Annotated in this window: 25 protein-coding genes; 14 read left to right on the forward strand and 11 right to left on the reverse strand. The window is 38.3% G+C overall.

Annotation, left to right across the window (positions count from 1 at the left end; genetic code table 11):
* Positions 1-27 precede the first annotated feature (27 nt).
* From kdsB to EHQ70_RS14720, 7 genes are read right to left on the reverse strand one after another with little or no spacing between them, the layout of a single operon-like run.
* Positions 28-768 (reverse strand): 3-deoxy-manno-octulosonate cytidylyltransferase, encoded by a 741-nt coding sequence (gene kdsB, locus EHQ70_RS14690; RefSeq protein ID WP_135587671.1) that lies wholly within the window; start codon positions 766-768, stop codon positions 28-30.
* 4 nt (positions 769-772) lie between these two features.
* Positions 773-1,300 (reverse strand): flagellar basal body-associated FliL family protein, encoded by a 528-nt coding sequence (locus EHQ70_RS14695; RefSeq protein WP_135576151.1) that lies wholly within the window; start codon positions 1,298-1,300, stop codon positions 773-775.
* Between the two features lies 1 nt (position 1,301).
* Positions 1,302-2,132 carry a flagellar motor protein MotB gene (gene motB, locus EHQ70_RS14700; protein ID WP_135587673.1) on the reverse strand — a complete coding sequence of 277 codons (831 nt, stop codon included), beginning with the start codon at positions 2,130-2,132 and terminating at the stop codon, positions 1,302-1,304.
* A gap of 9 nt (positions 2,133-2,141) precedes the next feature.
* Entirely contained in the window at positions 2,142-2,924 is a 783-nt protein-coding gene (locus EHQ70_RS14705) for a motility protein A (RefSeq protein WP_004784282.1), read from the reverse strand.
* 3 nt (positions 2,925-2,927) lie between these two features.
* Positions 2,928-3,146, reverse strand: coding sequence for a flagellar FlbD family protein (locus EHQ70_RS14710; protein ID WP_135587675.1), 219 nt, complete (start codon positions 3,144-3,146; stop codon positions 2,928-2,930).
* 22 nt (positions 3,147-3,168) lie between these two features.
* A complete protein-coding gene (locus EHQ70_RS14715; RefSeq protein WP_135587677.1) occupies positions 3,169-4,248 on the reverse strand; it encodes a glycosyltransferase in 1,080 nt (359 codons plus the stop codon).
* The gene (locus tag EHQ70_RS14720; protein WP_135587679.1) at positions 4,248-5,042 is read right to left on the reverse strand and encodes an MlaD family protein; all 795 of its coding nucleotides are present in this window, start codon (positions 5,040-5,042) and stop codon (positions 4,248-4,250) included. Before EHQ70_RS14720 ends, EHQ70_RS14715 begins: the two co-directional genes overlap by 1 nt.
* A gap of 52 nt (positions 5,043-5,094) precedes the next feature.
* Between EHQ70_RS14720 and EHQ70_RS14725 the strand changes: the two genes are divergently transcribed.
* The 4 genes from EHQ70_RS14725 to EHQ70_RS14740 are packed head-to-tail and all read left to right on the forward strand — an operon-like array spanning position 5,095 to position 7,430.
* The gene (locus tag EHQ70_RS14725) at positions 5,095-6,093 is read left to right on the forward strand and encodes a zinc-binding dehydrogenase (RefSeq protein ID WP_135587681.1); all 999 of its coding nucleotides are present in this window, start codon (positions 5,095-5,097) and stop codon (positions 6,091-6,093) included.
* Positions 6,083-6,613, forward strand: a complete 531-nt coding sequence (locus EHQ70_RS14730) for a hypothetical protein (protein ID WP_135587683.1) — start codon at positions 6,083-6,085, stop codon at positions 6,611-6,613. Before EHQ70_RS14725 ends, EHQ70_RS14730 begins: the two co-directional genes overlap by 11 nt.
* Positions 6,610-6,918 carry an LIC13255 family lipoprotein gene (locus EHQ70_RS18770; protein ID WP_135587685.1) on the forward strand — a complete coding sequence of 103 codons (309 nt, stop codon included), beginning with the start codon at positions 6,610-6,612 and terminating at the stop codon, positions 6,916-6,918. The genes EHQ70_RS14730 and EHQ70_RS18770 overlap by 4 nt, the downstream gene beginning before the upstream one ends.
* Positions 6,919-6,920: 2 nt before the next feature.
* Positions 6,921-7,430 carry a hypothetical protein gene (locus tag EHQ70_RS14740; protein ID WP_135587687.1) on the forward strand — a complete coding sequence of 170 codons (510 nt, stop codon included), beginning with the start codon at positions 6,921-6,923 and terminating at the stop codon, positions 7,428-7,430.
* Between the two features lie 4 nt (positions 7,431-7,434).
* Here the strand turns inward: EHQ70_RS14740 and EHQ70_RS14745 are convergent, their stop codons facing one another.
* A complete protein-coding gene (locus EHQ70_RS14745; RefSeq protein ID WP_135587688.1) occupies positions 7,435-8,370 on the reverse strand; it encodes an acyl-CoA desaturase in 936 nt (311 codons plus the stop codon).
* A 105-nt stretch (positions 8,371-8,475) separates the two neighbouring features.
* On the opposite strand from EHQ70_RS14745, the gene EHQ70_RS14750 reads away from it, so the two are divergent.
* The 5 genes from EHQ70_RS14750 to EHQ70_RS14770 are packed head-to-tail and all read left to right on the forward strand — an operon-like array spanning position 8,476 to position 14,893.
* Positions 8,476-9,690 carry an aspartate kinase gene (locus EHQ70_RS14750; protein ID WP_135587690.1) on the forward strand — a complete coding sequence of 405 codons (1,215 nt, stop codon included), beginning with the start codon at positions 8,476-8,478 and terminating at the stop codon, positions 9,688-9,690.
* A gap of 12 nt (positions 9,691-9,702) precedes the next feature.
* Positions 9,703-10,755 carry a putative peptidyl-prolyl cis-trans isomerase gene (locus EHQ70_RS14755; protein ID WP_135587692.1) on the forward strand — a complete coding sequence of 351 codons (1,053 nt, stop codon included), beginning with the start codon at positions 9,703-9,705 and terminating at the stop codon, positions 10,753-10,755.
* Positions 10,755-12,305 carry a spiro-SPASM protein gene (locus EHQ70_RS14760; protein ID WP_135587694.1) on the forward strand — a complete coding sequence of 517 codons (1,551 nt, stop codon included), beginning with the start codon at positions 10,755-10,757 and terminating at the stop codon, positions 12,303-12,305. Before EHQ70_RS14755 ends, EHQ70_RS14760 begins: the two co-directional genes overlap by 1 nt.
* Complete coding sequence (locus EHQ70_RS14765; protein WP_135587696.1) at positions 12,280-13,890, forward strand: cytidylyltransferase domain-containing protein; 1,611 nt, start codon at positions 12,280-12,282, stop codon at positions 13,888-13,890. Before EHQ70_RS14760 ends, EHQ70_RS14765 begins: the two co-directional genes overlap by 26 nt.
* Positions 13,880-14,893, forward strand: coding sequence for a tetratricopeptide repeat protein (locus EHQ70_RS14770; protein ID WP_135587698.1), 1,014 nt, complete (start codon positions 13,880-13,882; stop codon positions 14,891-14,893). Before EHQ70_RS14765 ends, EHQ70_RS14770 begins: the two co-directional genes overlap by 11 nt.
* 1 nt (position 14,894) lies before the next feature.
* Here EHQ70_RS14770 and EHQ70_RS14775 read toward each other — a convergent pair whose 3' ends face one another.
* Genes EHQ70_RS14775 through EHQ70_RS14785 form a run of 3 tightly spaced genes read right to left on the reverse strand, consistent with a single transcriptional unit; the run spans position 14,895 to position 17,265 of the window.
* Positions 14,895-15,566 (reverse strand): response regulator transcription factor, encoded by a 672-nt coding sequence (locus tag EHQ70_RS14775; protein ID WP_100789490.1) that lies wholly within the window; start codon positions 15,564-15,566, stop codon positions 14,895-14,897.
* 11 nt (positions 15,567-15,577) lie between these two features.
* Positions 15,578-16,975 carry an NAD(P)(+) transhydrogenase (Re/Si-specific) subunit beta gene (locus EHQ70_RS14780; RefSeq protein WP_135587699.1) on the reverse strand — a complete coding sequence of 466 codons (1,398 nt, stop codon included), beginning with the start codon at positions 16,973-16,975 and terminating at the stop codon, positions 15,578-15,580.
* The gene (locus tag EHQ70_RS14785) at positions 16,975-17,265 is read right to left on the reverse strand and encodes an NAD(P) transhydrogenase subunit alpha part 2 (RefSeq protein WP_039937055.1); all 291 of its coding nucleotides are present in this window, start codon (positions 17,263-17,265) and stop codon (positions 16,975-16,977) included. The genes EHQ70_RS14780 and EHQ70_RS14785 overlap by 1 nt, the downstream gene beginning before the upstream one ends.
* Positions 17,266-17,373: 108 nt before the next feature.
* Between EHQ70_RS14785 and EHQ70_RS18605 the strand changes: the two genes are divergently transcribed.
* The 5 genes from EHQ70_RS18605 to EHQ70_RS14805 all read left to right on the forward strand — a co-directional run bounded on the left by EHQ70_RS18605 (position 17,374) and on the right by EHQ70_RS14805 (position 21,606).
* Positions 17,374-17,553, forward strand: coding sequence for a hypothetical protein (locus tag EHQ70_RS18605; RefSeq protein WP_135736259.1), 180 nt, complete (start codon positions 17,374-17,376; stop codon positions 17,551-17,553).
* 323 nt (positions 17,554-17,876) lie between these two features.
* Entirely contained in the window at positions 17,877-18,584 is a 708-nt protein-coding gene (locus EHQ70_RS14790) for a DUF1554 domain-containing protein (protein ID WP_244288353.1), read from the forward strand.
* Between the two features lie 90 nt (positions 18,585-18,674).
* Positions 18,675-20,384: a hypothetical protein gene (locus tag EHQ70_RS14795; protein WP_135587700.1), complete on the forward strand. Its 1,710-nt coding sequence runs from the start codon at positions 18,675-18,677 to the stop codon at positions 20,382-20,384.
* Between the two features lie 58 nt (positions 20,385-20,442).
* Positions 20,443-20,892 (forward strand): Rrf2 family transcriptional regulator, encoded by a 450-nt coding sequence (locus EHQ70_RS14800; RefSeq protein WP_135587701.1) that lies wholly within the window; start codon positions 20,443-20,445, stop codon positions 20,890-20,892.
* 66 nt (positions 20,893-20,958) lie between these two features.
* Positions 20,959-21,606 (forward strand): NAD(P)-dependent oxidoreductase, encoded by a 648-nt coding sequence (locus EHQ70_RS14805; RefSeq protein WP_135587702.1) that lies wholly within the window; start codon positions 20,959-20,961, stop codon positions 21,604-21,606.
* Positions 21,607-21,649: the final 43 nt, after the last annotated feature.

Here is a 21,649-nt window from a genome sequence, read left to right on the forward strand (position 1 = left end):
GATTAAAGAAATATGTTGGAAGAAACTCTAAATCAAACCCTTCTCTTTAAAATCCCGAATCACCACTTCTAAATCGGCAGGGGAATCCACACCCAAGTTGGCTTTATCCGAAAGATAAACCCCGATCGTTGATCCATTCTGCAAAGCACGAAGTTGTTCTAAAGATTCTACCGTTTCCCAATCGGAAGCCGGCAGATGGTTATAATTCATTAAAAATTCTCTTTCATAGGCATAAATTCCTAAATGCCGATGATAGGTTGCCTCTCCTTTAAAAGAAGCGGGGATGGGTGAACGAGAAAAATAATTAGCACGGCCGTTTCTGTCAAAGACCACCTTTACTTTGTTAGGATCTTTTGGGTCTTCTGTGGAGGTAAAGGGAACAGCTGCTGTGGTCATTTCCCAATTTCTATGTTTGGTTTTTAAATCCAAAACTCCATCGATGAGTTTGGGTTCCATCCCAGGTTCGTCGCCTTGGATGTTGAGAATGATTCCGTAGTCAGGAAATTTTTCTGCCACTTCGATGATACGATCGGTTCCTGTAGGATGGTCGGGACTTGTGAGAACCGACTCACCGCCAAAAGCAATGACAACATCATGGATTCGTTTGTCATCTGTGGCGACCACCAAACGGTGGATTGATTTAGAAAGGGATGCGTGGTGGTAGGTCCACTGGATCATTGGTTTTGTGCCAATGAGGGCCAGTGGTTTTCCGGGAAGTCTCGTGCTCGCGTAACGAGCAGGGATCACACCGAGGATTTGGTCGGACATAGTCCTAGTTTACCAAGAACTCGGTAAAGTAAACCTCTTTGATTTTTCCATTGGTCAAAATATGATTTAAGTGAGCTTTGAGTTCTTCACGTAAATCCAATTGGTTGGTAATGGATTTTAAATCGTCTTTTGTTTTTCTTGCAATGACTAAGTTAATGATGTTTTGCATTTGAGCCACACGTGCTGCCAGTTCCGCAGAAAGAGCAGGTTGTCCAGATTCAAATCCAAGAGACATTTTTAACTTAACAAAATGTGATTCGCCAACATCAGAAGTATTCACTCTAAATTCTTCTTGAAATGTGTAAACTTCCAAAGGAGGGGGAGCTTTCACAAGAGAGATATTCTTTTGTTGTTTAAACACACTTGTTGCCGTTTTTTGAGCAACAAACATCGATATAACGGTTACAATGATAATCCCGAAAATGGCAGCAGCAATGTACAATAACCATTTGACAATGGGGGACATCCCTGCAGAGGCGGAACTACCTTCGGCTAACCCACCTTCTTCTTCATCTACTTCACGGTCACCCATGTTAAAATTCTCCTTCTACATTTGTTTCAGTGTTCGGCAAACGAGTGTCAGGTAAACCATACTTACTTTCCCCTGGCGCACGTTTAGTAGACTTCTCGGTTAGGATGATGATATCCACTCTACGGTTGAAAGCTTTGGCTTCCGGTGTACCTTCATTTTCCAATACAAGAGGTCTGTAGGATCCAAAACTTACAGCTTGGAACCAACTTGGTTCAATTTCTTCTGAATTGATCATAAAAACGGTAGCATTGATTGCCCTTGCTCCCGCCAAATCCCAGTTATTGATATATTCACGTTCTTCACGACCGGGACGATTCACTGGATTCACAGCATCATCATCGCTATGTCCTTCCACGCGAACAAATCGTTCGAGTCCTTTGATAAGACCTGCTGCTTTTCGTAATGTCTCACGAATAGAGGGTGTCATGATCGCGGAACCTGGATAAAAATAATCAGCACCCACAAGCGAAATGACAAGTCCTCTTTCGTTTTCAGAAATTCGAACTTTTCCTGCTTCTACTTCTGGTTTAAATACTTCATGTGCATCTTTTTTTGCTTTGGAAAGGTTACGTCCTACTACTTGAGAAGGAAGGGACTCAATTTGCATTCCCATCTCTTCCAAAGATCCTTTCGATAGTGTTTGTCCACCGGTGAAAAATCCTGTAGTGGATTTGAAGGCAGATAAAATGATCTGCATCTCCTTTGCATCCGTTTTACCCGTTGTATACAAAAGGATAAAGAAACAAAGGAGAAGTGTCACCATGTCCCCGTAAGTTGCCATGAACTCGGGAACTTTTTGGATGCACTCAGGACATTTTTCTTTCTTAGCCATAACTAAAAATTAATCTCCGTCGTCTTTCAATGCAGTTCGTTCTGCAGGAGTTAAGAAACTTGCAAGTTTCTCTTTTACAATTCGTGGGTTATCCCCAGATTGAATGGATAAAGTTCCTTCCACCATGACTTGTTTGATCACAAGTTCATCTTCTGATCGTCGTGTTAGTTTTCTAACAATCGGTGCTGCAAATAAGTTCTGAGCAAGTGACCCGTATAATGTGGTAATAAGAGCTGTCGCCATACCTTGTCCAATGGCACTCGCGTCCCCACCACCTAAGTTCTTTAACATCCCCACAAGACCCACAAGGGTCCCAAGCATCCCGAACCCTGGCGCAAAACCAGCGTAAGCATCCCACCAAGAGCGACCATAAGCATGCCTTGTGGCCGTGTTCCCAATTTCGGTTTCCATAATATTTCGAACAAGTTCAGGGTCAGTTCCATCCACTACGAGTTGGATTCCCTTCTTTAAAAATTCTTCAGGAAGTTCGTTGATATCATCTTCTAAGGCAAGTAAACCTTCACGACGTGCTTTTTCAGAAAAACTAACTAGTGTCGTAATGAGTCCTGGTAAGTCTGAGGGAGGATTTTGGAAGGCTTTTTTAGTAACTGCTCCCACTCCAATAGTAGAAGTCCATGGGAAGGAAATGATCGTAGCGGCGGCAGCACCACCAAATGTAATCATTACTGAGGGAATGTCGATAAGGTCGGTTAGTGCAAGACCCCCCGAAACAACCCCAAGTAACATCAAGGCCGCTCCTAGGGCCAAACCAATGACTGTAGCTATATCCATTTCTTATGTTTCCTCAGGCCTACTCTGTTGGACTCGCGGGAGACCATGGATCCTAGTCTGATAGGTTACCACTTTTTCCAAAACTTCCGAAACAGCCTCTTGTACAATGAATTTCTTCTCATTCACAAGAGTGATGATCGTATCTGGATTTGCTTCGATGGTCTCAATTAAATCTGCATTGAGAACAAACTCCGCACCTTTGAGTCGATGTAAAATGACCAAGAGATCCCCCTTTCAGAGATTTCTATTTATGTCTATCGACTACCTTTCGAATTTCGCTCACGAATTTTTCTTCAGTAAATCGATTGATGGAATTTTGGAAATCCCCGCGTTTGAAATGGATCTTTTCTGCCCTTTGGATGGCATCATTTAAGGATTTTACCGTCTGTTCTTTGAAAAATACCCCGGTTCTGTCTTCTTTAACCGATTCTAAGGCACCTCCTTTCCCAAAGGCGATGACAGGAGTGGCATAGGCCTGCGACTCAACAGGGGTGATCCCGAAATCTTCCATCCCTGGAAAAATAAACCCGCGGGCTTTTTTGTAGAGTTCCACCACTTCCGTACGAGGAAGGCCCTTTTTCCAAAGGATGTTTTTGGGAAGATTTTTGACTAGTTTCCCCTCTTCCTGCCCCCCACCCACAAGGATGAGTGGTTTTCCGTTTTCGCGGAATGCTTCTATAGCGAGATCAATTTTTTTATAAGGTGCAAAGGCTGAAACCATCAGATAATAATCATCTTTAGAAACATCATTCACTCGAAAGTCTTGGGGCAAACATGGTGGATAAACAATTTTATAATCACGGCGATAGTATTTTTGAATCCTACGTCCCACAAAATGCGAGTTACATGTGAAATAATCCACTCGGTTGGCCGAAGCCGCATCCCAAGTGCGAAGGTAATTAGCAATGGATTGTAAAAGAAAAAACTTAAATCCTTTTCGGCCTGGAAAATAATCGTAATACATATCCCAAACGTAACGCATTGGGCTATGGATATAACTTAAATGAAAAGTATCCGGATGAGGGATGACCCCTTTGGCAACACAATGTGAGGAACTAATCACTACATCATAACCTTTCAAATCCAAAGATTCAATGGCAGTGGGGAAAACCGGTAAATAATAACGATAGTATTTTTCTTTAAAAGGAAGATTGTTTGTGAAAGTTGTTGTGATCTTTCTATTTTCAATCCTATCGTTTAGTTTGCCTTTGGAATAAAAAAGTGTAAATAAATCCGCTTCTGGAAATGCTTTTAATAAACTATCGAGTACTATTTCTCCACCGCGCATACCGGTGAGCCAATCATGTATAATTGCAACTTTCATTATTCTTGTGGTCCAATCCTTCTTCCCGTAATTGGCGTTGTACGTCCGTAATACGATGCTGTAATTAAAAATGGAATCGGCATGGTGTTCTCTAAATTACGAGAACTTTCCATATAACGTCTTCCTTCTTTTCCAATGGCTTCTGCGTCCTTTACAGTTGCAAGAAGTTCATCATACATTTCTGTACTTCCCAATAATTTCGGAATCGTACCTTCTGTATGATTTAATTTATCGGTAATCGAACGAAAATCCAATGTGATTTGCCTGAGGTCGGAACGATTTTCTTCCATTGTCACCGAAGTAGCTTTAAAAAAATCATCAAAATACCGAGCCGATGGCAAATAGTCCGGAATTTTTTCCCCTTCCCGAAATGTTGGTTTGAAAAAGGGGCGTTTCCCATCCGAACTACCAGGATTGATATTGATAATCCTTCCTGAGAACAAAGTTACAGTCTGAAAATCCACTTCATAATTATCCCAAAGAGTTAAGGGATCTTCTAAAGCAATATGAAGTTCTATCGCATGATCCATGTTATGGTCGAGAAATCGGCGATCCGGAACATCCATTAGAGGCCTAGAATCAATATGGGCAACAAAACCTTTTTGGATTCCTAAAATCCTAACTTCCGTTCCTTCTTTGATTCCATCAATTCTAGAGTAAAAAAGCGATAAACGATATGGATATTTTTTGGCAGGACGATCCGGTTCGATGACGGTTGTAAAAAAAGCAAAGACTAAAACGGAAAAAAAAATGATTCCCGTTAGGGCTTCTTTCGATAACTTTTTTGATTTCACGAGAGACTTAAAATTCTTCCTCCAAAAGAAAGAGTTGGCAAGCAGATTTTAAATGACTGAATGGGACGAGATGAAAGCAGTCACCATCCTAAAATACGACGAATCCGAACCTCAATTGGAACTCCGTGAAAAAGAAATTCCAACACCAAAAGATAACGAAGTCAGGATCAAAATCCACCTTTCTCCGATCAATCCTTCTGACCTCATGTTCATCCGTGGGCTCTATGGATTCAAAAAGAAAGCACCGGTATCCGCTGGATTTGAAGCCAGTGGAATTGTAGATGCCGTAGGTACTGCGATCAAAACTCTGAAAGTAGGAATGAACGTATCCTGCGTGGCCCCTCAAAACGATGGATCTTGGTCAGAATATATGATCACCACCGAAGACAACTGTTTGCCGTTAGTGGATGGTGTGAGTCTTGATGAAGGATCTAGTTTTTTTGTAAACCCAATGACTGCTTGGGCAATGGTATCCAAATGTTCCAAAGAAGGCCATCCCGCAATGATCCAAACTGCAGCAGCAAGTGCCCTTGGCAAAATGGTGGTTCGACTTTGTAAAGAACGTGGAATCCCATTAATCAATGTTGTGCGAAAGAAAGAACAAGAAGATAGTCTTTTAGAAATTGGAGCAGAAAACATTTTAAACTCCACTTCTCCCAACTACCAAAAAGATTTATTCAAAATCTCTAAAAAACTAAATGCTACATATGCCATTGATGCTGTGGCAGGGGAAACAGCACAATCTCTTGTAGAGTGTATGCCTTATGGATCTAAGGTAGTTTGTTACGGAGCTCTATCGGAAAAACCATTTGCTGTCAATTCTGGAATCATTTTATTCCAAAACAAAAAAGTGGAAGGGTTTTGGTTGTCTTCCTGGATTTATGAAATTGGATTAGAGGAATTTCAGAAACAAGCCAAAGAAGCACAAAAATTTCTAAAAACTGTTTTCCAAACAAAAATCAACAAACGTTTTAAGTTTGAAGAATACAAAGAAGGTTTGGAGTTTTACAAACAACATATGACCGAAGGGAAGGTAGTATTTGGTCCGTAGATATTTATATTTATTTGTAATTCTATTTTCCGTTGTTTTCACTCATTGCCTAAGTGAAACAAAAAAGAATTTAGAAAGTCTCAAGGCGTGTAAGTTTGATTTGGTGGATGTTCGTGTAGACCTAAAACCAAATCCAAATTTTCCTCTCATTCCGTTGGTCGATTTGTATCCACAAGTTTCCGTAACCAATCCGAATGACACTAAGGTTAGTATTTATCAATTTGATTTAGAGATAGAACTCATCACTCCAAAAGGAAAAGAGTATATTGGAAAACTCCAAAATCAAACTCCTCTCGAAGTGAATCCTAACTCGGAGTCACTAGTAGTTCTGAAATTGGTCCCTGATCAAAAACAATCCATCCTTCCGAAACTTCTCCTTCTGGCAAAACAACTTTCAGAAGCTGCAAGACGTGGAGAAGATGCAGAATTCGAAATTTACGGAACCGTTCAGGTGGATAGTGCTTTTGGAAAACTTCCAATTCCAGTCAGGGAAGTCTCTCGGATCAAACTTAAAAAATGAAAATATTTTTTCAAAAGGTGTGGTTCCTAATTCTCTGCACCAGTTTATCTTTCCAATGCATTCAAAATCGAGAAGATTTGTTTTATTCGCCAATAGAAGGTAATCAAAAAACTTTTGAGGCTTATACATTGAAAAATTCTGCCTGTGGTCGTGAAAAACTTCCAGGTACTCTTTTCCTGAGTCGTGTCAAAATAGATGATCTAAAACTTTGTTTTCGCGCAATTGAACTTACTGATTGTGTGACGTGGAATACGGAAGGATATACCCCAGGATCTTGTAAGGCAATTGGAACGAGTTTTCGATAGTTATGTGGCGTTATTTATTTGATTTATCCACTGCCGAAATTTTTCTATTCGCATCACTAGCGTTTGCCGGTGTTTTTCTTTTACTTTTTAGTAAACTTAGAAAAAAGGAAAGCCCCGCGAATGTAAAATCAAAACAAGGTTCTGGTTCAGAAGACCCTTCCAACCCAAACTCAGGCAAATCTAAAAAAGATTCGAAACAAACCAAAGATAACAATCTAAAGGTGATGGAAGTTTTTGATTACAATGGAACCAAAATCCTACACCAAGATGGTGCTTATACGGTGAATGACCAAGGTGTGGTTACGAATTATATGAATTGGAATCTCCTTCCCTCCAAATACCAAAAAATGGTAAAGGAATTGGATAACAGATCTTTGGGAGAAAAGGGTGAGGATTATTTTTTAGAAATGATCAATGGATTTTATTATGTGTCACTGCCGGGTGGAAAGAAAAAAAAATACGATTCTATCCAAAGTATCCCGGCCGATATACGAAAACGATTAGGAGTTTGAGTTTTTAAGTCGAAAGAACTCCCACCTTATTTTTTATTTTGTTGGTTTGTTTTGTACTGTGTAACAAACGTTTTGATTCTTTTTGTTCGCGGTCGCGTAGAAGTCCTTCCTCTAATACTTTTTTCGGTGGTTTTTTAAGATCCCAAACAATTCCAAACAAACTGAGTGTTTTTAAAATATAATAAGAAACATCCACTTCATACCAATAGAAACCTTGGTTAACTGATGAACAATAGTAGTGGTGGTTGTTATGCCAACCTTCACCCATCGTTAGTAAAGCCAGCCAAAGATTGTTTTTACTAGTATCTCTAGAATCATAACGAACCGACCCATACACATGAGAGAGGGAATTGATGGTCCAAGTAGCATGTCCTAAAAAGAAAGTTGATACTGCATATCCATAAACAAGCCAAGCCCATCCACCCACTAGATACAACAAAACGGCATACGAAAGTGGTGCGATCCAATGGTATTTATCAAGTAAACGTAGTTCGGGGTATTTATAAAAATCGGGAATCAATTTTGGTTCGTATTCATTGTAATCATTTCGTAAAAACCAAAACATATGGGAATACCAAAAACCCTTCCGACTTGGCGAATGGATGTCCTTTTCTGTATCCGAATACTTATGGTGGTTTCTGTGGTGAGCCGCCCACCAAAGTGGACCTTTTTGCATGGCCATGGCACCAATCCACGCCAAAACAAATTGGAAAACCCGAGAGGTTTTGAAGGAGGCATGGGAAAAATAGCGATGGTAAGCCGCAGTGATTCCAAACATCCGAAGGAAGTAGGATCCAATCGCCAACCAAACGAGCGACCACGCAAAAGGAACGGTAAAAACAGTTAGGATCGTAGCCTGAACCATAAAAAACAAAATTAGAAAAAGTAACGGAGCCTGATTTTTGGCAACGGGCTCAACCGTGGAAGGAGAAGAATTCATTCAAAGTAAACCTATACTTATTGGAGTCCGCTACTGATGTTTGGTTGCAAAAAAATTCATTCTACTTGATTCCCGATTTGCTTGTAGCACCCTGTCCATATACCCATGTCATCGAAAATCGTTGTCCAAAAATACGGTGGAACCTCCGTTGGTGACACCACTAAAATCCAAAATGTGGCCAAACGTATCAAACGTTACCACGACGAAGGCCAAAAAGTTGCCGTAGTTGTCTCTGCAATGGGACATACTACAGACGAACTTGTTGATTTGGCTGACCAAATCTCAAAAAATCCGCCGAAACGAGAAATGGATATGTTACTCTCGACGGGTGAACAAGTGTCGATTGCCCTTCTTGCCATTGCACTAAACGAACTCGGAGTGCCTGCTCAGTCCTTTACTGGCTCTCAATTAAAAATCCTTACTGATGGTAATTTTTCTAACGGAAAAATTGAAATGATCGATCGTTCTCGTATCGATGAAGCATTTAACAAAGATAAGGTTGTTATTGTTGCAGGTTTCCAAGGAATTGATAAAGACGAAAATATTGTAACTCTTGGGCGCGGGGGAAGTGATACTTCTGCTGTGGCTCTTGCCGCTGCCCTTGGTGCTGATGAATGTGAAATTTATACGGACGTTGATGGTGTTTACACTGCCGACCCAAGAAAAATTCCAACAGCAAAGATGCACAAACAAATCACTTACGAAGAAATGTTAGAACTCGCAAGTCTTGGTGCTGGAGTTCTTCATTCTCGAAGTGTTGAATTAGGTATGAACTATAACGTGGTCATCCACGTACGATCCAGTTTCCACGACAAACCGGGAACTTTAGTGATGAGTGAGGACAAAATTATGGAAAAAATGAAAGTGAGTGGAGTGACTGCAAAAGGTGACCAAGCCCGAGTGACCATTGCCGATGTAAAAGACAAACCAGGAATTGCTGCCGAGTTATTCACTCAATTGTCAGAAAAAGATGTGATCGTGGATGTGATTGTTCAATCTTCTCCAAGAGATGGAATCAATACCATTTCCTTTACCATTTCCAAAAAAGACATTGTTGCCGCAAAACCAATCATTGATGCCTATGCAAAAGATCATGGAAATGGCAAAGCAGAAATCGATGAAAACATTTCTATCGTTTCCGCAGTTGGTGTTGGTATGAAATCACATGTAGGTGTGGCAGCAAAGATGTTCCAGTCGTTAGCTGAAAAAAACATCAATATTGAAATGATTTCCACATCTGAGATCAAAATTTCCTGCGTCATCAAACAAAACCAAGCGGAAGATGCAGTAAAGGCTTTACATACCACGTTCATCGGGTAAATTTACGACCGTATGCAAAAAGGATCACGAATGTCTCGATTTTTGATTTTCTTTTTTGCAACGGTTTCTGTTTTTAGCCTTCTTTTTACCCCTGTTATTAGTTTAAGTTCTTACGAATCGTTAAATGCGGTTTTGGCTATTGTTGGTCCAAAATCCATCTCTAGCTTGGATTACGAAGAGGGTGTGGAACGTTATAAAAACCTATCCCGTTTTTTCCCAAACTATCGTAAAAAAGGTTCTCTCCATTCACAAGTCATCGATTTTTTAATCGATCGAGCTGTGGTGGACAATGCTGCTGACGAAGAATCCATTCAGGTCAATGAAAAACGAATCGAAGCGGAAATCCAAAAGCGGATGGAAGCACAAGGGATTAGCGACCTAGAACAATTTAAAAAGTCTGTCCAAACTCAGTTCAATTTACCTTATGATGTTTGGTTAGAAGATTTACCTTACCAAATCAAAAAAGGCCAACTTCTACAAATCAAAGTGAGCCCTCCCTTACCTTCAGAACAAGAAGTTCAATCATGGTATAACAAAAACAAGGCGAAGGTTGGATCCGAATTTAAATTCCGAGAAATTGTACTTTCGCCTACAAATTCTTCTATTGATGAAGAAACACGAGTTTTTAACGAACTCACGGAAATTAGAAACAAATCTTTAAAAGATCCATCTTTCTTTAAACTTGTGGCTTCTGGTCCAAGAAATGAATCTCGTTATCGATTGAACGGAGGATTGGTTAACTGGGTTCCTACATTTGAATTGTACAAAACACAACCAACCACTGCATCCGTACTCACACAAGTTGGTGGGCCAGGAAAAATTTCTGAAGTTTTCAGAGACGATCGCAAACGTTATTGTTTAGTTTCTATTGAAGGAATGAGACCAACTCCACTGGATGCTGTCAGAAAAGGAATCCAAGGATTTTTATTTCGCGAAAAAGAACAAACCTCTTTTGAAGACTGGGTCACTAACACGCGAAAAAATACAGCAATATCTATCTTTGATCCTATTTATATCAAAGAACATAACATAAACAATCCGGAAGAAAAATACAACATAGACTAATGATGAACCGAAAAGACTATAACCCGAGTTTTGCGGTAGTATATTTAGACTCCCCTTCCATTCAATTTTTAGATCAAAACTTTGAAGTAAAACTTTGGGAAGAGTTTATCAATCGACTCTCCCTAGTATTTCCAGAAATCTCTATCCACATCAATACAAGTTCAGCGCTTACAAAAAAAATAAATTCTAGTCCACTCAACAATCGACTTACAATCCATGAAGACGTTTCCAAAGAGTATGAATTTTTACTTAAATTAGGAAAACTTTTACCAGAATCTAAATTCAAAGATCCAGATTGGGATGAAGTTTGTTTCCTTTATTTTACCGGAATTTCGCCACTTTTAGACTCTCATCTAACAGAAAAATCTTGGGAACGACATACAAACTTTTTTAGCCAATACTCTTATTCAGAAAATTTGCCACCAGGCCTTACACCTACAATCATCACTCGTGAATTTTTGGCTTCTTTACCCGATACATTAACAACAGACATCCATTCTTTTTTTCTAAAGAACATCAACCAATATGATGTGGATATTTTTTATCAAGCACCGGACCTTCGCCAGCTTCGTTTGGACTTTCGATTGGCATCAAATCGTTCCTTAACTCTCATCCAAGGTTTGTTACCACTAGGAACAAGTTTATCATACGACAATCTCCTTCCTAAATTAAAAGAAAATCCTGGTTTATTCCGAAGTGCACCATCCTATTTGGAATGGGAAATTTATAAGGGTTGTGAGTATAAGTGTACATTTTGTCCGCGTGAGTTTGTCGATTTATCAAATGACGGAAGTTTTGTTTCTATTGAAGAAGTAAAAACAACCATCACAAAACTCAATGCGGAACTTACCTCCCCCATTACGATCAGTCTTTCTGGAAATGGAGAACCACTCCTCCATCCTGAATTTAAGTCTGTAGTTTTAGAAATTCTAAAATTAAATTTACTTACTGAACTTATCATTGAAACAGCTTTATATACAAATACCGATTCGTTACTCACGTTGATTCGCAATTTAGATCCTTCTTTAAAGGAAAAACTTTGTATCATTGTCAATATCACCAGTTTAAAATCGGACGTTTATAAGTCTTTATACGGAAAATCAGAACTGGAAACAGTTTTGGCTACTGTGAACCAACTTTCCGAAATTCTCCCAAGTAAGTCCCTTCACGTTCAGATGATCAAAATGAAAGAAGTGGAAGAAGAGATAGACCCATACTTCACTTTCTTTGAAAAAAAAGGAATCAATATCATCTTACAAAAATACAATACATTTGCAAATAAACTCCCTGAACGTCGAGTGAGTGACCTCACTCCCATTCACAGAGATTTTTGTTGGCATTTGGTTCGTGATTTGTCCGTTTCTGTCGACGGTTCTGTTTCTATTTGTAAACAAAACCCAACAGAAATCATTGGAAATTTATATAAAGAATCTTTGAGCGATGTTTGGCAAAAAGGATTAAACTTTTTTAAACATAGTTTTGATGGCGAACATGGAAAAATTCCTGCTCCTTGTTTGAATTGTGATGAGTGGTATACTTTCAACGCGTGATTGTTTTGCCTTCATTCAGGCAAGACTTGGGTCCACCAGATTTCCTAAAAAAATTCTAAAGTCCATTCCGGAAGATACAAACACATCTGTTCTTGATCATATCCAAAATCGCCTTTCTACCATCTTTCCTAAAGAACAGATTGTATTTTTAGTTCCTGAAGGTGATAAAGAACTCGTAAAATTTTTAGAAAACAGAAATTACAAGTATTTTGTTGGTTCAGAGACAGACGTACGCGATCGTTTCCGTAAAGCAAGCCTTCATTTTAAAGCGAAACATATATTCCGTTTAACAGGTGATAATCCCTTTATTGATTTAGAATCCATACGATATTTGTATGAGGCAATCACTTATATTTCTGATCCCTATTACAGCCTTTCGATGGTTGGTCTTCCTTTAGGTATGGGAGTGGAATGTTTTTCTGCAGATTCTCTTTTGTATGAAACAGAAGGTCCGATTCCAGAAAGACATACAGAACATGTATCACTTCATATCAAAGAAAATCCAGAAATCCACAAACAATTTCGTTTGTTTCCACCACATCTAACTCATTTATCAGACTTAGACATTAGCCCCCTTCGGATCACGGTCGATGAACCAAAAGATTATGAACTTGTTTGTAATTTATGGAAAAATTTGGGTTCTATGAATCCATTGTTTGGAGCAAAAGAAGTTTTAGAATTTGCGAAAGAAAATCTTGAATTCTTTTTGACCAATGCTTCTGTAGAACAAGTGGTTTTTTCTTTACCCAAAGTAAACCAACAGTCCAAAAGAGTTCGGATCGTTTATGCAGAACCGTCTCAGTTTGGGACTGGACACTTAGAAAGATGTAAATCCTTATCTCTATTTTTAGAAATGAAAGGATATAAAACAGAACTCTCTACAAGTCCTGATTTAGATTCCAAGAACCTACCACATATCCTCGATATAAGAGAAAACCAATTCCATTTATCCAATGAATTTTATATTGATAATACGAACCATTTGCCAACGGAACTCAATTCTAGTTTTTTTCTACCGAATCCTATCGCACCAATACCGAATCCAAACCTAGTTTCTTATTTTAGTTCACCTCTCTCTGAATTGGATTGGAATCAAACCTTAATATCTGGACGTGTTCTTGTTTATGCCGGCAATTTAGATGAAGAAAAATCAAATCAAATCGATGATTTCCTGATTCAGTTTTTAAATTCGGAATCAAACAGTGAAAAAACTAACATTAGTTCCGTGCTACGTATCGGAGGAAAATCACCTATAAATGATCAGATAGATTTTATTCCCAGAGTTTCCTATCTGGAGTTTTTAAAACAAATTCAATCTTCTGAATTCGTACTCACATATTTTGGTCAAACCATGATGGAATCCATATCTAACGGGAAAAAAGTTTGTTTGGTAGGGATAACGCCAATCCATGAATCATTAGGTCAATTTGCAGAACTAGAATTAGGAATTCCCTATTTAGGATCTCTTTCTTCTTTAACTGAGAAAAAAAATTTTCCCAATGATTTTCCTCATTCAAAAATAAAATTAGTTCGCGATGCTCATATAAAAATTGTGAAATGGTTAGAATCAATTTATGAAAGCTAAAATTCAAATCCTAATCTTTGCTCTTCTTTTCTTTTTCTCTGTCAATGTGATTTATTCTGAATCGGAAGACAAAGAAACCATCGAAATCAATGCAAAAATTGAATTGGAAAAGATAAGTCGTAATATCATCAATGCCCTTCGTTATGGAAGGTTTCTTTTAGCTGACACAGAATGGAAAAAAATCCAATCAGAAGTTTATAAATCTTATCCTGAGTATGATTATTTAAACGGAAGTTTATTATATTCTAGAATGGAATGGCAAGAAGCAAAAGAAAGTTTGAACAAAGCTCTCAAAAAAGAACCAAACCATGAAGCCGCAAGTTTTTTACTCGGAATGATCTATGCACAAGAAGATAGTTGGTCCGAAGCAAAAAACACTTGGATGGAAACCAATCAAATTTCACCTTACAATCCTTTTTATCATTACAATCTCGGTCTTGCTTATTATATTTTAAAAGAATATAACAACGCCATTGTATCATTAAATAAATCACTTGAATACAAAGCTAACTATAACGAAGCAAAATTCATTCTTGCCAAAACATATTTAGAACTAAATGAAACAGAAAAAGCCAAAGCAGAACTGGATACCATTTTAGAACAAGATCCGAAACACATCCAAGCATCTCACCTCATGGGTCGCGTTGTTTATTCTGTAGAAAAAGATCCTAAAAAATCTCTTACCTATTTAAAGAACCCAAGGGTCTTAGGATGGAGAGAGAAAAAAGTTTATGCAAGATGTTATTTTGAAATTCGAAAATGGAGAGATGCCGAAAATCTACTTCGACCAATCGCATACTCACCGTTTGCCGACGAATACGATCAAAGTTTTTATCTGAATTTACTTTTAAACTTAGGGTATGAAGAAAGAGCAAACGACTTCTTCCACTTCATCCAAAAACAATCCCAAAACGAATCTAAAATTGCAGAAGCATATAGAATGTTACTCTCTTCCCGTGAAGGAAAAGATTTACTTTATCATTACTTTAAACTTCGGTATTAAACTAAGAAACGACGATGTCGGTTTTGGCTTGTGTGTATTTCCATTCCACAGCCACACGAATTAGTTTTTCGTTTTCAGTGATGCTGAGTTTGGATTTGATACGGGAACGTAAAGTTTCAATCGTAGAAGGTGCAAGTCCCATATTGGCAGCAATTTCTTTGACTGGCATACCTTCTCCAATCATAAGAAACACTTCCAATTCACGATTGGACAATCTGTCGATTGGATCTTTTTCATCTTTTTGAGAAGCTCTGTATAAATGTCCAAGCAGTCGCGTGGCTTGTGAGGAACTTACAAAATAATCACCTTTGAGAACTGTATGAATGGCTTCTACAATTTGTGTGGTTGTGTCTTCTTTAAAGACATATCCCATAGCACCTAATTTAAAAGCACGATCCACAAAGGTATCATCCGTCAACATACTGATGATGATGACGGCGATATTTGGAAATGTTGTTCGAAGGCGTTTGAGTAACTGCAATCCGTTTTGGTTTTGCTTGAGTTGGATATCAATTAAAACCAATGTCGGTTGTAGTTGTTCTATATCGTTAAATGCCTTTTCAATATTATCCGCACTCCCGATGCACTCTAAATCTTCTGATTTAGCAATTAAGTTTTGTAGTGCATCTACTACAAGCGGGTGGTCATCAACGATATAGACTTGTTTCTTCATATTTTCCGGCTCTAAGATTCTTTTAAAGCTGTGATCATCTCTTGAGTTGCTTTTTTACCATCACCAAACAACATCAAACAGTTGTCAGCAATGAAGAGTGGGTTAGGCACACCAGCAAATCCTGGACTAAGCGAACGTTTGATCACAACAACCGTTTTTGCATTTCCAACATCCAAAATCGGCATACCAGCAATTGGTGATTTTGGATCTGTTTTTGCAAGTGGGTTCGTTACGTCATTTGCACCATTAACGATCACAACATCAACATTTTCGAAAGTACTATTGATCTCGTCCATCTCTTTCAATCGATCATAAGGAATATCTGCTTCAGCAAGTAAAACGTTCATATGACCTGGCATACGACCTGCTACTGGATGGATTGCAAATGTTACATCGATATTACGCGCAGTTAGAAGTTGGTATAAATCGCGAACAGTATGTTGCGCTTGCGCTACAGCCATACCATAACCAGGGACAATCACTACACTTCGTGCGACATCTAACAACATTGCTACTTCTTCAGCACTAGTTGACTTAACTTTACCTGAGTAAAAATCGCCATCATCTTTCATTTCTGTAGCGACAGCCCCGAATCCTCCAAAGAGAACATTCGTCAAACTGCGATTCATCGCTTTACACATGATTTGTGTTAGAATGATTCCAGAAGCACCAACAAGAGAACCTGAGATAATTAGAACATTATTATTAAGAACAAATCCTGTTGCGGAAGCTGCAATCCCCGAATAGGAGTTGAGAAGAGAGATCACAACCGGCATGTCGGCTCCACCAATGGGAATCACGAGGAATACCCCAAGAAGTAAACTCACACCACTGAGAATCCAATAAATCGATTCATCTGTTGGTTCTAAACATCCGTACACACCAAGACCCACTGCAGTAAGACCAATTAAGATTTTTACTAGTTGATCACCAGGATAACGAACTGCTTTTTCTGTAATAAAACCTTGTAACTTACCGAAGGCGATAAAACTTCCAGAGAAAGTAATCCCACCAACAACGGCAGAGAAAACTATGGAAACAATCTCTTGGTAGTTGACTGCTGTAGCATACTTTGGAATGGAAAGTTGTAAGGCAGCACCTGCCACAAAAACAGAAGCAATCCCACCAAATCCATTGAGAACAGCTACCAGTTGTGGCATGGCAGTCATTTGGATTTTGATTGCCATAATGATACCGATAAGAGATCCAACAAGGACTCCAACAAGGATCCAATCATAAGTTAAGATGGCTTGGTCAAAGAGAGTTGCGACAACAGCAATGAGCATACCCAAAGCGCCGAGTAAATTTCCTCGTGATGCTGTTTTTGGGTGAGCTAGCTGTTTGATTCCAACGATAAAAAGAATGGAAGCAACAAGGTAAGATAGGTTAAGAATACTGACTAATTCCATTATTTTGGTGTATCCTTTTTCTTAAACATTCCGAGCATTCTGTGAGTCACAAGAAACCCACCCACTACGTTGATCGTAGCGAAAATAACAGAAAGAAGACCCAAAATTTTGGTGATGTTGCTTTCTTGGATTCCGGCTGCATAGAGGGCACCAATTAAGGTAATGCCGGAAATGGCGTTGGAACCCGACATAAGTGGGGTGTGGAGGATGGGAGGGATTTTTGTGATGATTTCAAATCCCACGAAGATCGCTAAAACGAAAATCGTGACGGCTGTAACAAATATTTCCATAAACTAGTAGTAGTTATGGAAAAAATGGCCATTTTGGAAACAAAATTTTCAGGAATTTTACCCAAACTAGGGTCAGATCGTAACTTTAGGGACGTAATTTCCAGGGAAATGAATGTGATTTTTAAATCGAAAAAGGAATCAAAACCGCTGTTTCAGCAGGATCAGGCTAAGATTTCCCCGAGCAAACATGCAAAACCGGCAATTCTTCCAACTCAACCGATTTTAAATCTAAAATTGAAGTTGGGTCTTAGCAAAAAAGGCCATCATAAAGAAAATAACATTCATTAAACGATACAAAATACAAGTTAAAAGATTCAAATTGATTCTAATCAAAACAATAATCAAAGTTAGCTGTCTCTAAGAGGGAGCTTTTAACAAAAAAAACTCTCAACTGATAACATCGATTTGTTGAGATTCTCATCAAATTGTAGAAATGTTATTAGATCCAATCAGCTAACAACGGACAAATGGATTTTTTGTACTTTTTTGTCGTAAGGCTTTCCGTTACAGAAATACCTACCGATTTCCCTAAAATAAGTTGACTAGATCTCCAGAAGAGTCGACGCTTGGCGAACAACTTTGGGGTTTTACCCTTATATTGGAGAATTTTTTTGCCAAAATTTAAATACGTATCGAATTTCTTACTCTCATTCAATCTAATCATTGTTAGCTTAATTTGCATCACTCTCGTTTCTTGTGAACCAGAAAACAATAACAATAATATAGCCGCAGTCAGCGCTCTTGTGCTCGCGACAAATTCTAGTTCTACCTCTAGTGGAACTAGTTCAACAGTAGCTTGCTCAAACAATAGTTATTGTAAAATATTCGTTACGAACAGCACTGCTCCTACCAATGCAGGAGTTGCCGGTCTTGACTCACACTGTGCCAATGCTACGAACAAACCAGCAGGTGGTGGTACCTACAAAGCAATGGTATCAGATGGAACCATTAGAAGGGCGTGTTCTACAGCAGATTGTTCAGGTGGAACAGCCGAACATATTAATTGGGTCCTAAAAACAAATACAGAGTATCGACGCGGTGATGGTGCCACTATTGTTGGTACAACGAATGCCAATGGAATTTTTAATCTTCCTTTGACTAATAACATTTATCCAACAGCACTCTCAGGATCTGATGGAGTGGTGACAAGGCTCAATGCAAACTGGACAAGTGGACTTGACTTTACAGATTGGTCCGGAACAGGAAATGGAATGTATGGTGCCTATCTTAATACAGATTATAAGTTCTATGCCGAAGGTTCGGCATCAGTTGCAGGCGTGACTAGTTTTTCGGCGAAAGCCATTTGTGTAGAACAATAAGCTTCTTTCCATTCCCTAAACACCAAGGGTTTGTTAGCTTTTTGTTTTGACAAATCCATGGGAACCGCTAACCTCTTTTGTGGTTCCCATATGAAATTCTTTTATATACTCCTCTTCCTACTTTTCAATTGCCAAGCAAGTTGGTATCACACTCGAGTTTCTACAAACCAAAGTGCGGAACTTCCTCTTTCCGAATCACAAAAGTTATTTGAAGAACCTGGTACAACTTGTTTTATCACAACCACAATGTTTTCAGAGGTTGGATCTCCTGAAGAAATCTCACAAACCTCTATACCAACAATTGATTCCCAATTCATTGAAAACATCCGAACCAATTTAAAATTAAAAAATACGAATACCAGACATATCAAACATATTTATGGAATTCCCAATTCCTGGCCTCATATCCAGGAACTAGAATCGTTTCGCACAAATAAATCCTTTGAAAGGTTCAAATTAATTCAAAACATAAGCACGGAACCGCAGCACAAAAAAACACTTCTTAAGTATGCAGAAATGGCTGATGCTGATACTTACTTTCACACTACAAAAGATTCTTTATTGTTATTTCAAGAATTTGAAAACTGCGATACCTACTACCACTTATATTATTCAAAAAGGGAAAAAGATAATTATAATGTAATATTATGTTTAATTTCTCTTGGGATCATTCCCAGTGTAAATTATGAAAATCATTATTTTACAGTGTATAAACGAACCGCTTTAGAAATCAAACCATCTCTCACTACTTATAAATTTGGATATCGGAGACTAATCACTTGGCTTCTTTTGCCAACGTTTAATTTTTTTAATGATGTAGAAAACTATAATAAAGACTATAGGTTTTACGATCACACAAGAGATCAGTTTTTAGCAGCCTTAGAAAACAAAAACAGCCAACCTCTTCCTATCAAACGCTTGAATCCTGTTTATGGAGATGTACTCGGAGGAACATATAGCTCTGATTCTGATTTATTCAAAACAGAAATCCCTGTCGATAAACGTTTTGCTGTCATACGAGATGGAAAAAAAAATGTAAGTTTTTTCGATCCCATTCATGGTTTATTTAAAATCCAAGCCATCAACGTGAACCAAAAAATACATTCAGATATCATCACGGATGGAATTGAAAAGACACTTAAAAATTTTATTAATACCAATCTTATAGACAAAATCAAAAAAAATTATCCTAAGTCGGGTATCATTCATGAAATCTATTCTCCCGAATATAGAGATGGAACTTATACTTTTATGTTAGAAATTGCAAAACCGGAGTTAGACAAAGATCAGTTCAAAAAAGAATATTTTGTTTTTTCCTGTTTTAAATCCCAAAGTCAAATTTATATTCTATCCAGAAGTTTACCCAATGAAAGTAATCCGGAAACCTCATCAAAGTTAGCCGAATCAAATATCCTAGACTTTTATTCACAGGTAACATTTAAACCTAAGTATATAGAACCCAAACCGTTGGATTTGGATGTTGCAGCCAATAGTGGAAAAAAACAATCTGATAATAATGATGATGATGAAGACGACGAGGATGAGGACGAAGAAGGAGAGGGAGAACTCGCTGGTGGAGGTGGAAGTGGTGGAGAAACAGGAGCCATTGACCTTGGTGGTTTGTTTTCCCTCTTAAAAGAAAGAGCATATATTCCCAAAGGAAAATTAGACATCAAACCAGGGCGTTTCAAATTTAATAACGCTCGGCTGAATACGCCAAAATTCAATTCAGGTTCTAAATTCCATGTCAAACCATCCAGAACCAAAAACTTTTCGAGTCCAGGAAAATGGCGGAAATAGATAGTTTACAACTTGCCAGAATATCCACCTGTAACAACTGTGGTTACAAGTAGTCTTTATGTCCATCCCTAGCAGATATTCAGTCGCCATTCATATTCTAACCATTTTGGAAATGGATGGGGAAGCTTCGTCAGAGGAAATTGCTGGTTCTGTAGGTACTAATCCTGCTATCATTCGTTTGTTACTCGGAAAACTAAAAAAAGCAGGCATCATCAATGTGCGCAGAGGAATCAAAGGTTCTACTTTGTCCAAACCTGCCAGGGAAATCAACTTACTAGATATCTACAAAGCTACTGAAAAAGATGATGCCTTGTTTCTTTTGCACGAACACCCGAATCCCAATTGCCCGATTGGAAAAAACATCCAATCAGCCCTTACCGGAATTTTAGATGAGGCACAAAAAGCCATGGAAACTAAACTTTCAAAATACAATTTATCTGATGTTAGTTCTGAAATTCGCCAAAGGACAACATCTAAAAAAACAGGACTTTATAAAAAACATGCTTAGGGTTTAAATTTTTTTAACCTAAGATGTAATAATGTAAGTTACAACAAAACAACAAAGGAGATAAAAATGAAAATTACATTAATTGGAGCAACAGGGTTTATTGGAAGTAAAACTCTAGAAGAAACTTTAAACAAAGGATACCAAGTGACAGCCGTTCTACGAGATCCTTCTAAACTCAAAGTGGAACATCCAAACCTAAAAAAAATCCAAGGGGATATTTTTGATACAGATGGTTTATCGAAGATCATATCCGGTTCTGATGCTGTGTTGGATTCTTATAATCCAGGATGGACTGACCCCAATATCAGAGAAAACATGATCAATGGTTCGTTGTCTATTCTAGATGCATCCAAAAAGGCTGGTGTCAAAAGGATCATTGTTATGGGTGGAGCGGGATCTCTGGAAGTACAACCTGGTGTGCAACTGATTGATACCCCAGAATTTCCGAAAGAGTATTTTGCTGGAGCCGATGGTGCAAGGCAGATACTAAACCACTTACGATTAGAGAAAGATCTGGAATGGACCTTTCTTTCTCCTTCTGCTGTGATTGAACCAGAAGGAACAAAAACTGGTAACTATCGTGTTTCCAAAGAATCTCTTCTTGTTGATAACAATGGACATAGTCATATCTCACTCGCTGACTTAGTAAAAGCTTTTGTAGATGAACTAGAAGAAAAAAAACATGTAAAACAAAGGTTCACAGTCGGATATTAGTTCGATGGATCATAAATACATTCGTAATTCTTTGTTTCAAATT

Origin of the sequence: Leptospira congkakensis, from assembly GCF_004770265.1 — a bacterium.
Taxonomy (GTDB): Bacteria; Spirochaetota; Leptospiria; order Leptospirales; family Leptospiraceae; genus Leptospira_A; species Leptospira_A congkakensis.

Coding starts and splice junctions, on each gene's coding strand:
- EHQ70_RS14765 (WP_135587696.1), top strand. CDS start 12,280: ATGAGTGGTATACTTTCAACGCGTGATTGTTTTGCCTTCATTCAGGCA.
- EHQ70_RS14760 (WP_135587694.1), top strand. CDS start 10,755: ATGATGAACCGAAAAGACTATAACCCGAGTTTTGCGGTAGTATATTTA.
- EHQ70_RS14740 (WP_135587687.1), top strand. CDS start 6,921: ATGTGGCGTTATTTATTTGATTTATCCACTGCCGAAATTTTTCTATTC.
- EHQ70_RS14770 (WP_135587698.1), top strand. CDS start 13,880: ATGAAAGCTAAAATTCAAATCCTAATCTTTGCTCTTCTTTTCTTTTTC.
- EHQ70_RS14695 (WP_135576151.1), bottom strand. CDS start 1,300: ATGGGTGACCGTGAAGTAGATGAAGAAGAAGGTGGGTTAGCCGAAGGT.
- EHQ70_RS14725 (WP_135587681.1), top strand. CDS start 5,095: ATGACTGAATGGGACGAGATGAAAGCAGTCACCATCCTAAAATACGAC.
- EHQ70_RS18770 (WP_135587685.1), top strand. CDS start 6,610: ATGAAAATATTTTTTCAAAAGGTGTGGTTCCTAATTCTCTGCACCAGT.
- EHQ70_RS14705 (WP_004784282.1), bottom strand. CDS start 2,924: ATGGATATAGCTACAGTCATTGGTTTGGCCCTAGGAGCGGCCTTGATG.
- EHQ70_RS14715 (WP_135587677.1), bottom strand. CDS start 4,248: ATGAAAGTTGCAATTATACATGATTGGCTCACCGGTATGCGCGGTGGA.
- EHQ70_RS14795 (WP_135587700.1), top strand. CDS start 18,675: ATGAAATTCTTTTATATACTCCTCTTCCTACTTTTCAATTGCCAAGCA.
- motB (WP_135587673.1), bottom strand. CDS start 2,132: ATGGCTAAGAAAGAAAAATGTCCTGAGTGCATCCAAAAAGTTCCCGAG.
- EHQ70_RS14750 (WP_135587690.1), top strand. CDS start 8,476: ATGTCATCGAAAATCGTTGTCCAAAAATACGGTGGAACCTCCGTTGGT.
- EHQ70_RS14785 (WP_039937055.1), bottom strand. CDS start 17,265: ATGGAAATATTTGTTACAGCCGTCACGATTTTCGTTTTAGCGATCTTC.
- EHQ70_RS14745 (WP_135587688.1), bottom strand. CDS start 8,370: ATGAATTCTTCTCCTTCCACGGTTGAGCCCGTTGCCAAAAATCAGGCT.
- kdsB (WP_135587671.1), bottom strand. CDS start 768: ATGTCCGACCAAATCCTCGGTGTGATCCCTGCTCGTTACGCGAGCACG.
- EHQ70_RS14755 (WP_135587692.1), top strand. CDS start 9,703: ATGCAAAAAGGATCACGAATGTCTCGATTTTTGATTTTCTTTTTTGCA.
- EHQ70_RS18605 (WP_135736259.1), top strand. CDS start 17,374: ATGAATGTGATTTTTAAATCGAAAAAGGAATCAAAACCGCTGTTTCAG.
- EHQ70_RS14780 (WP_135587699.1), bottom strand. CDS start 16,975: ATGGAATTAGTCAGTATTCTTAACCTATCTTACCTTGTTGCTTCCATT.
- EHQ70_RS14775 (WP_100789490.1), bottom strand. CDS start 15,566: ATGAAGAAACAAGTCTATATCGTTGATGACCACCCGCTTGTAGTAGAT.
- EHQ70_RS14805 (WP_135587702.1), top strand. CDS start 20,959: ATGAAAATTACATTAATTGGAGCAACAGGGTTTATTGGAAGTAAAACT.
- EHQ70_RS14800 (WP_135587701.1), top strand. CDS start 20,443: ATGTCCATCCCTAGCAGATATTCAGTCGCCATTCATATTCTAACCATT.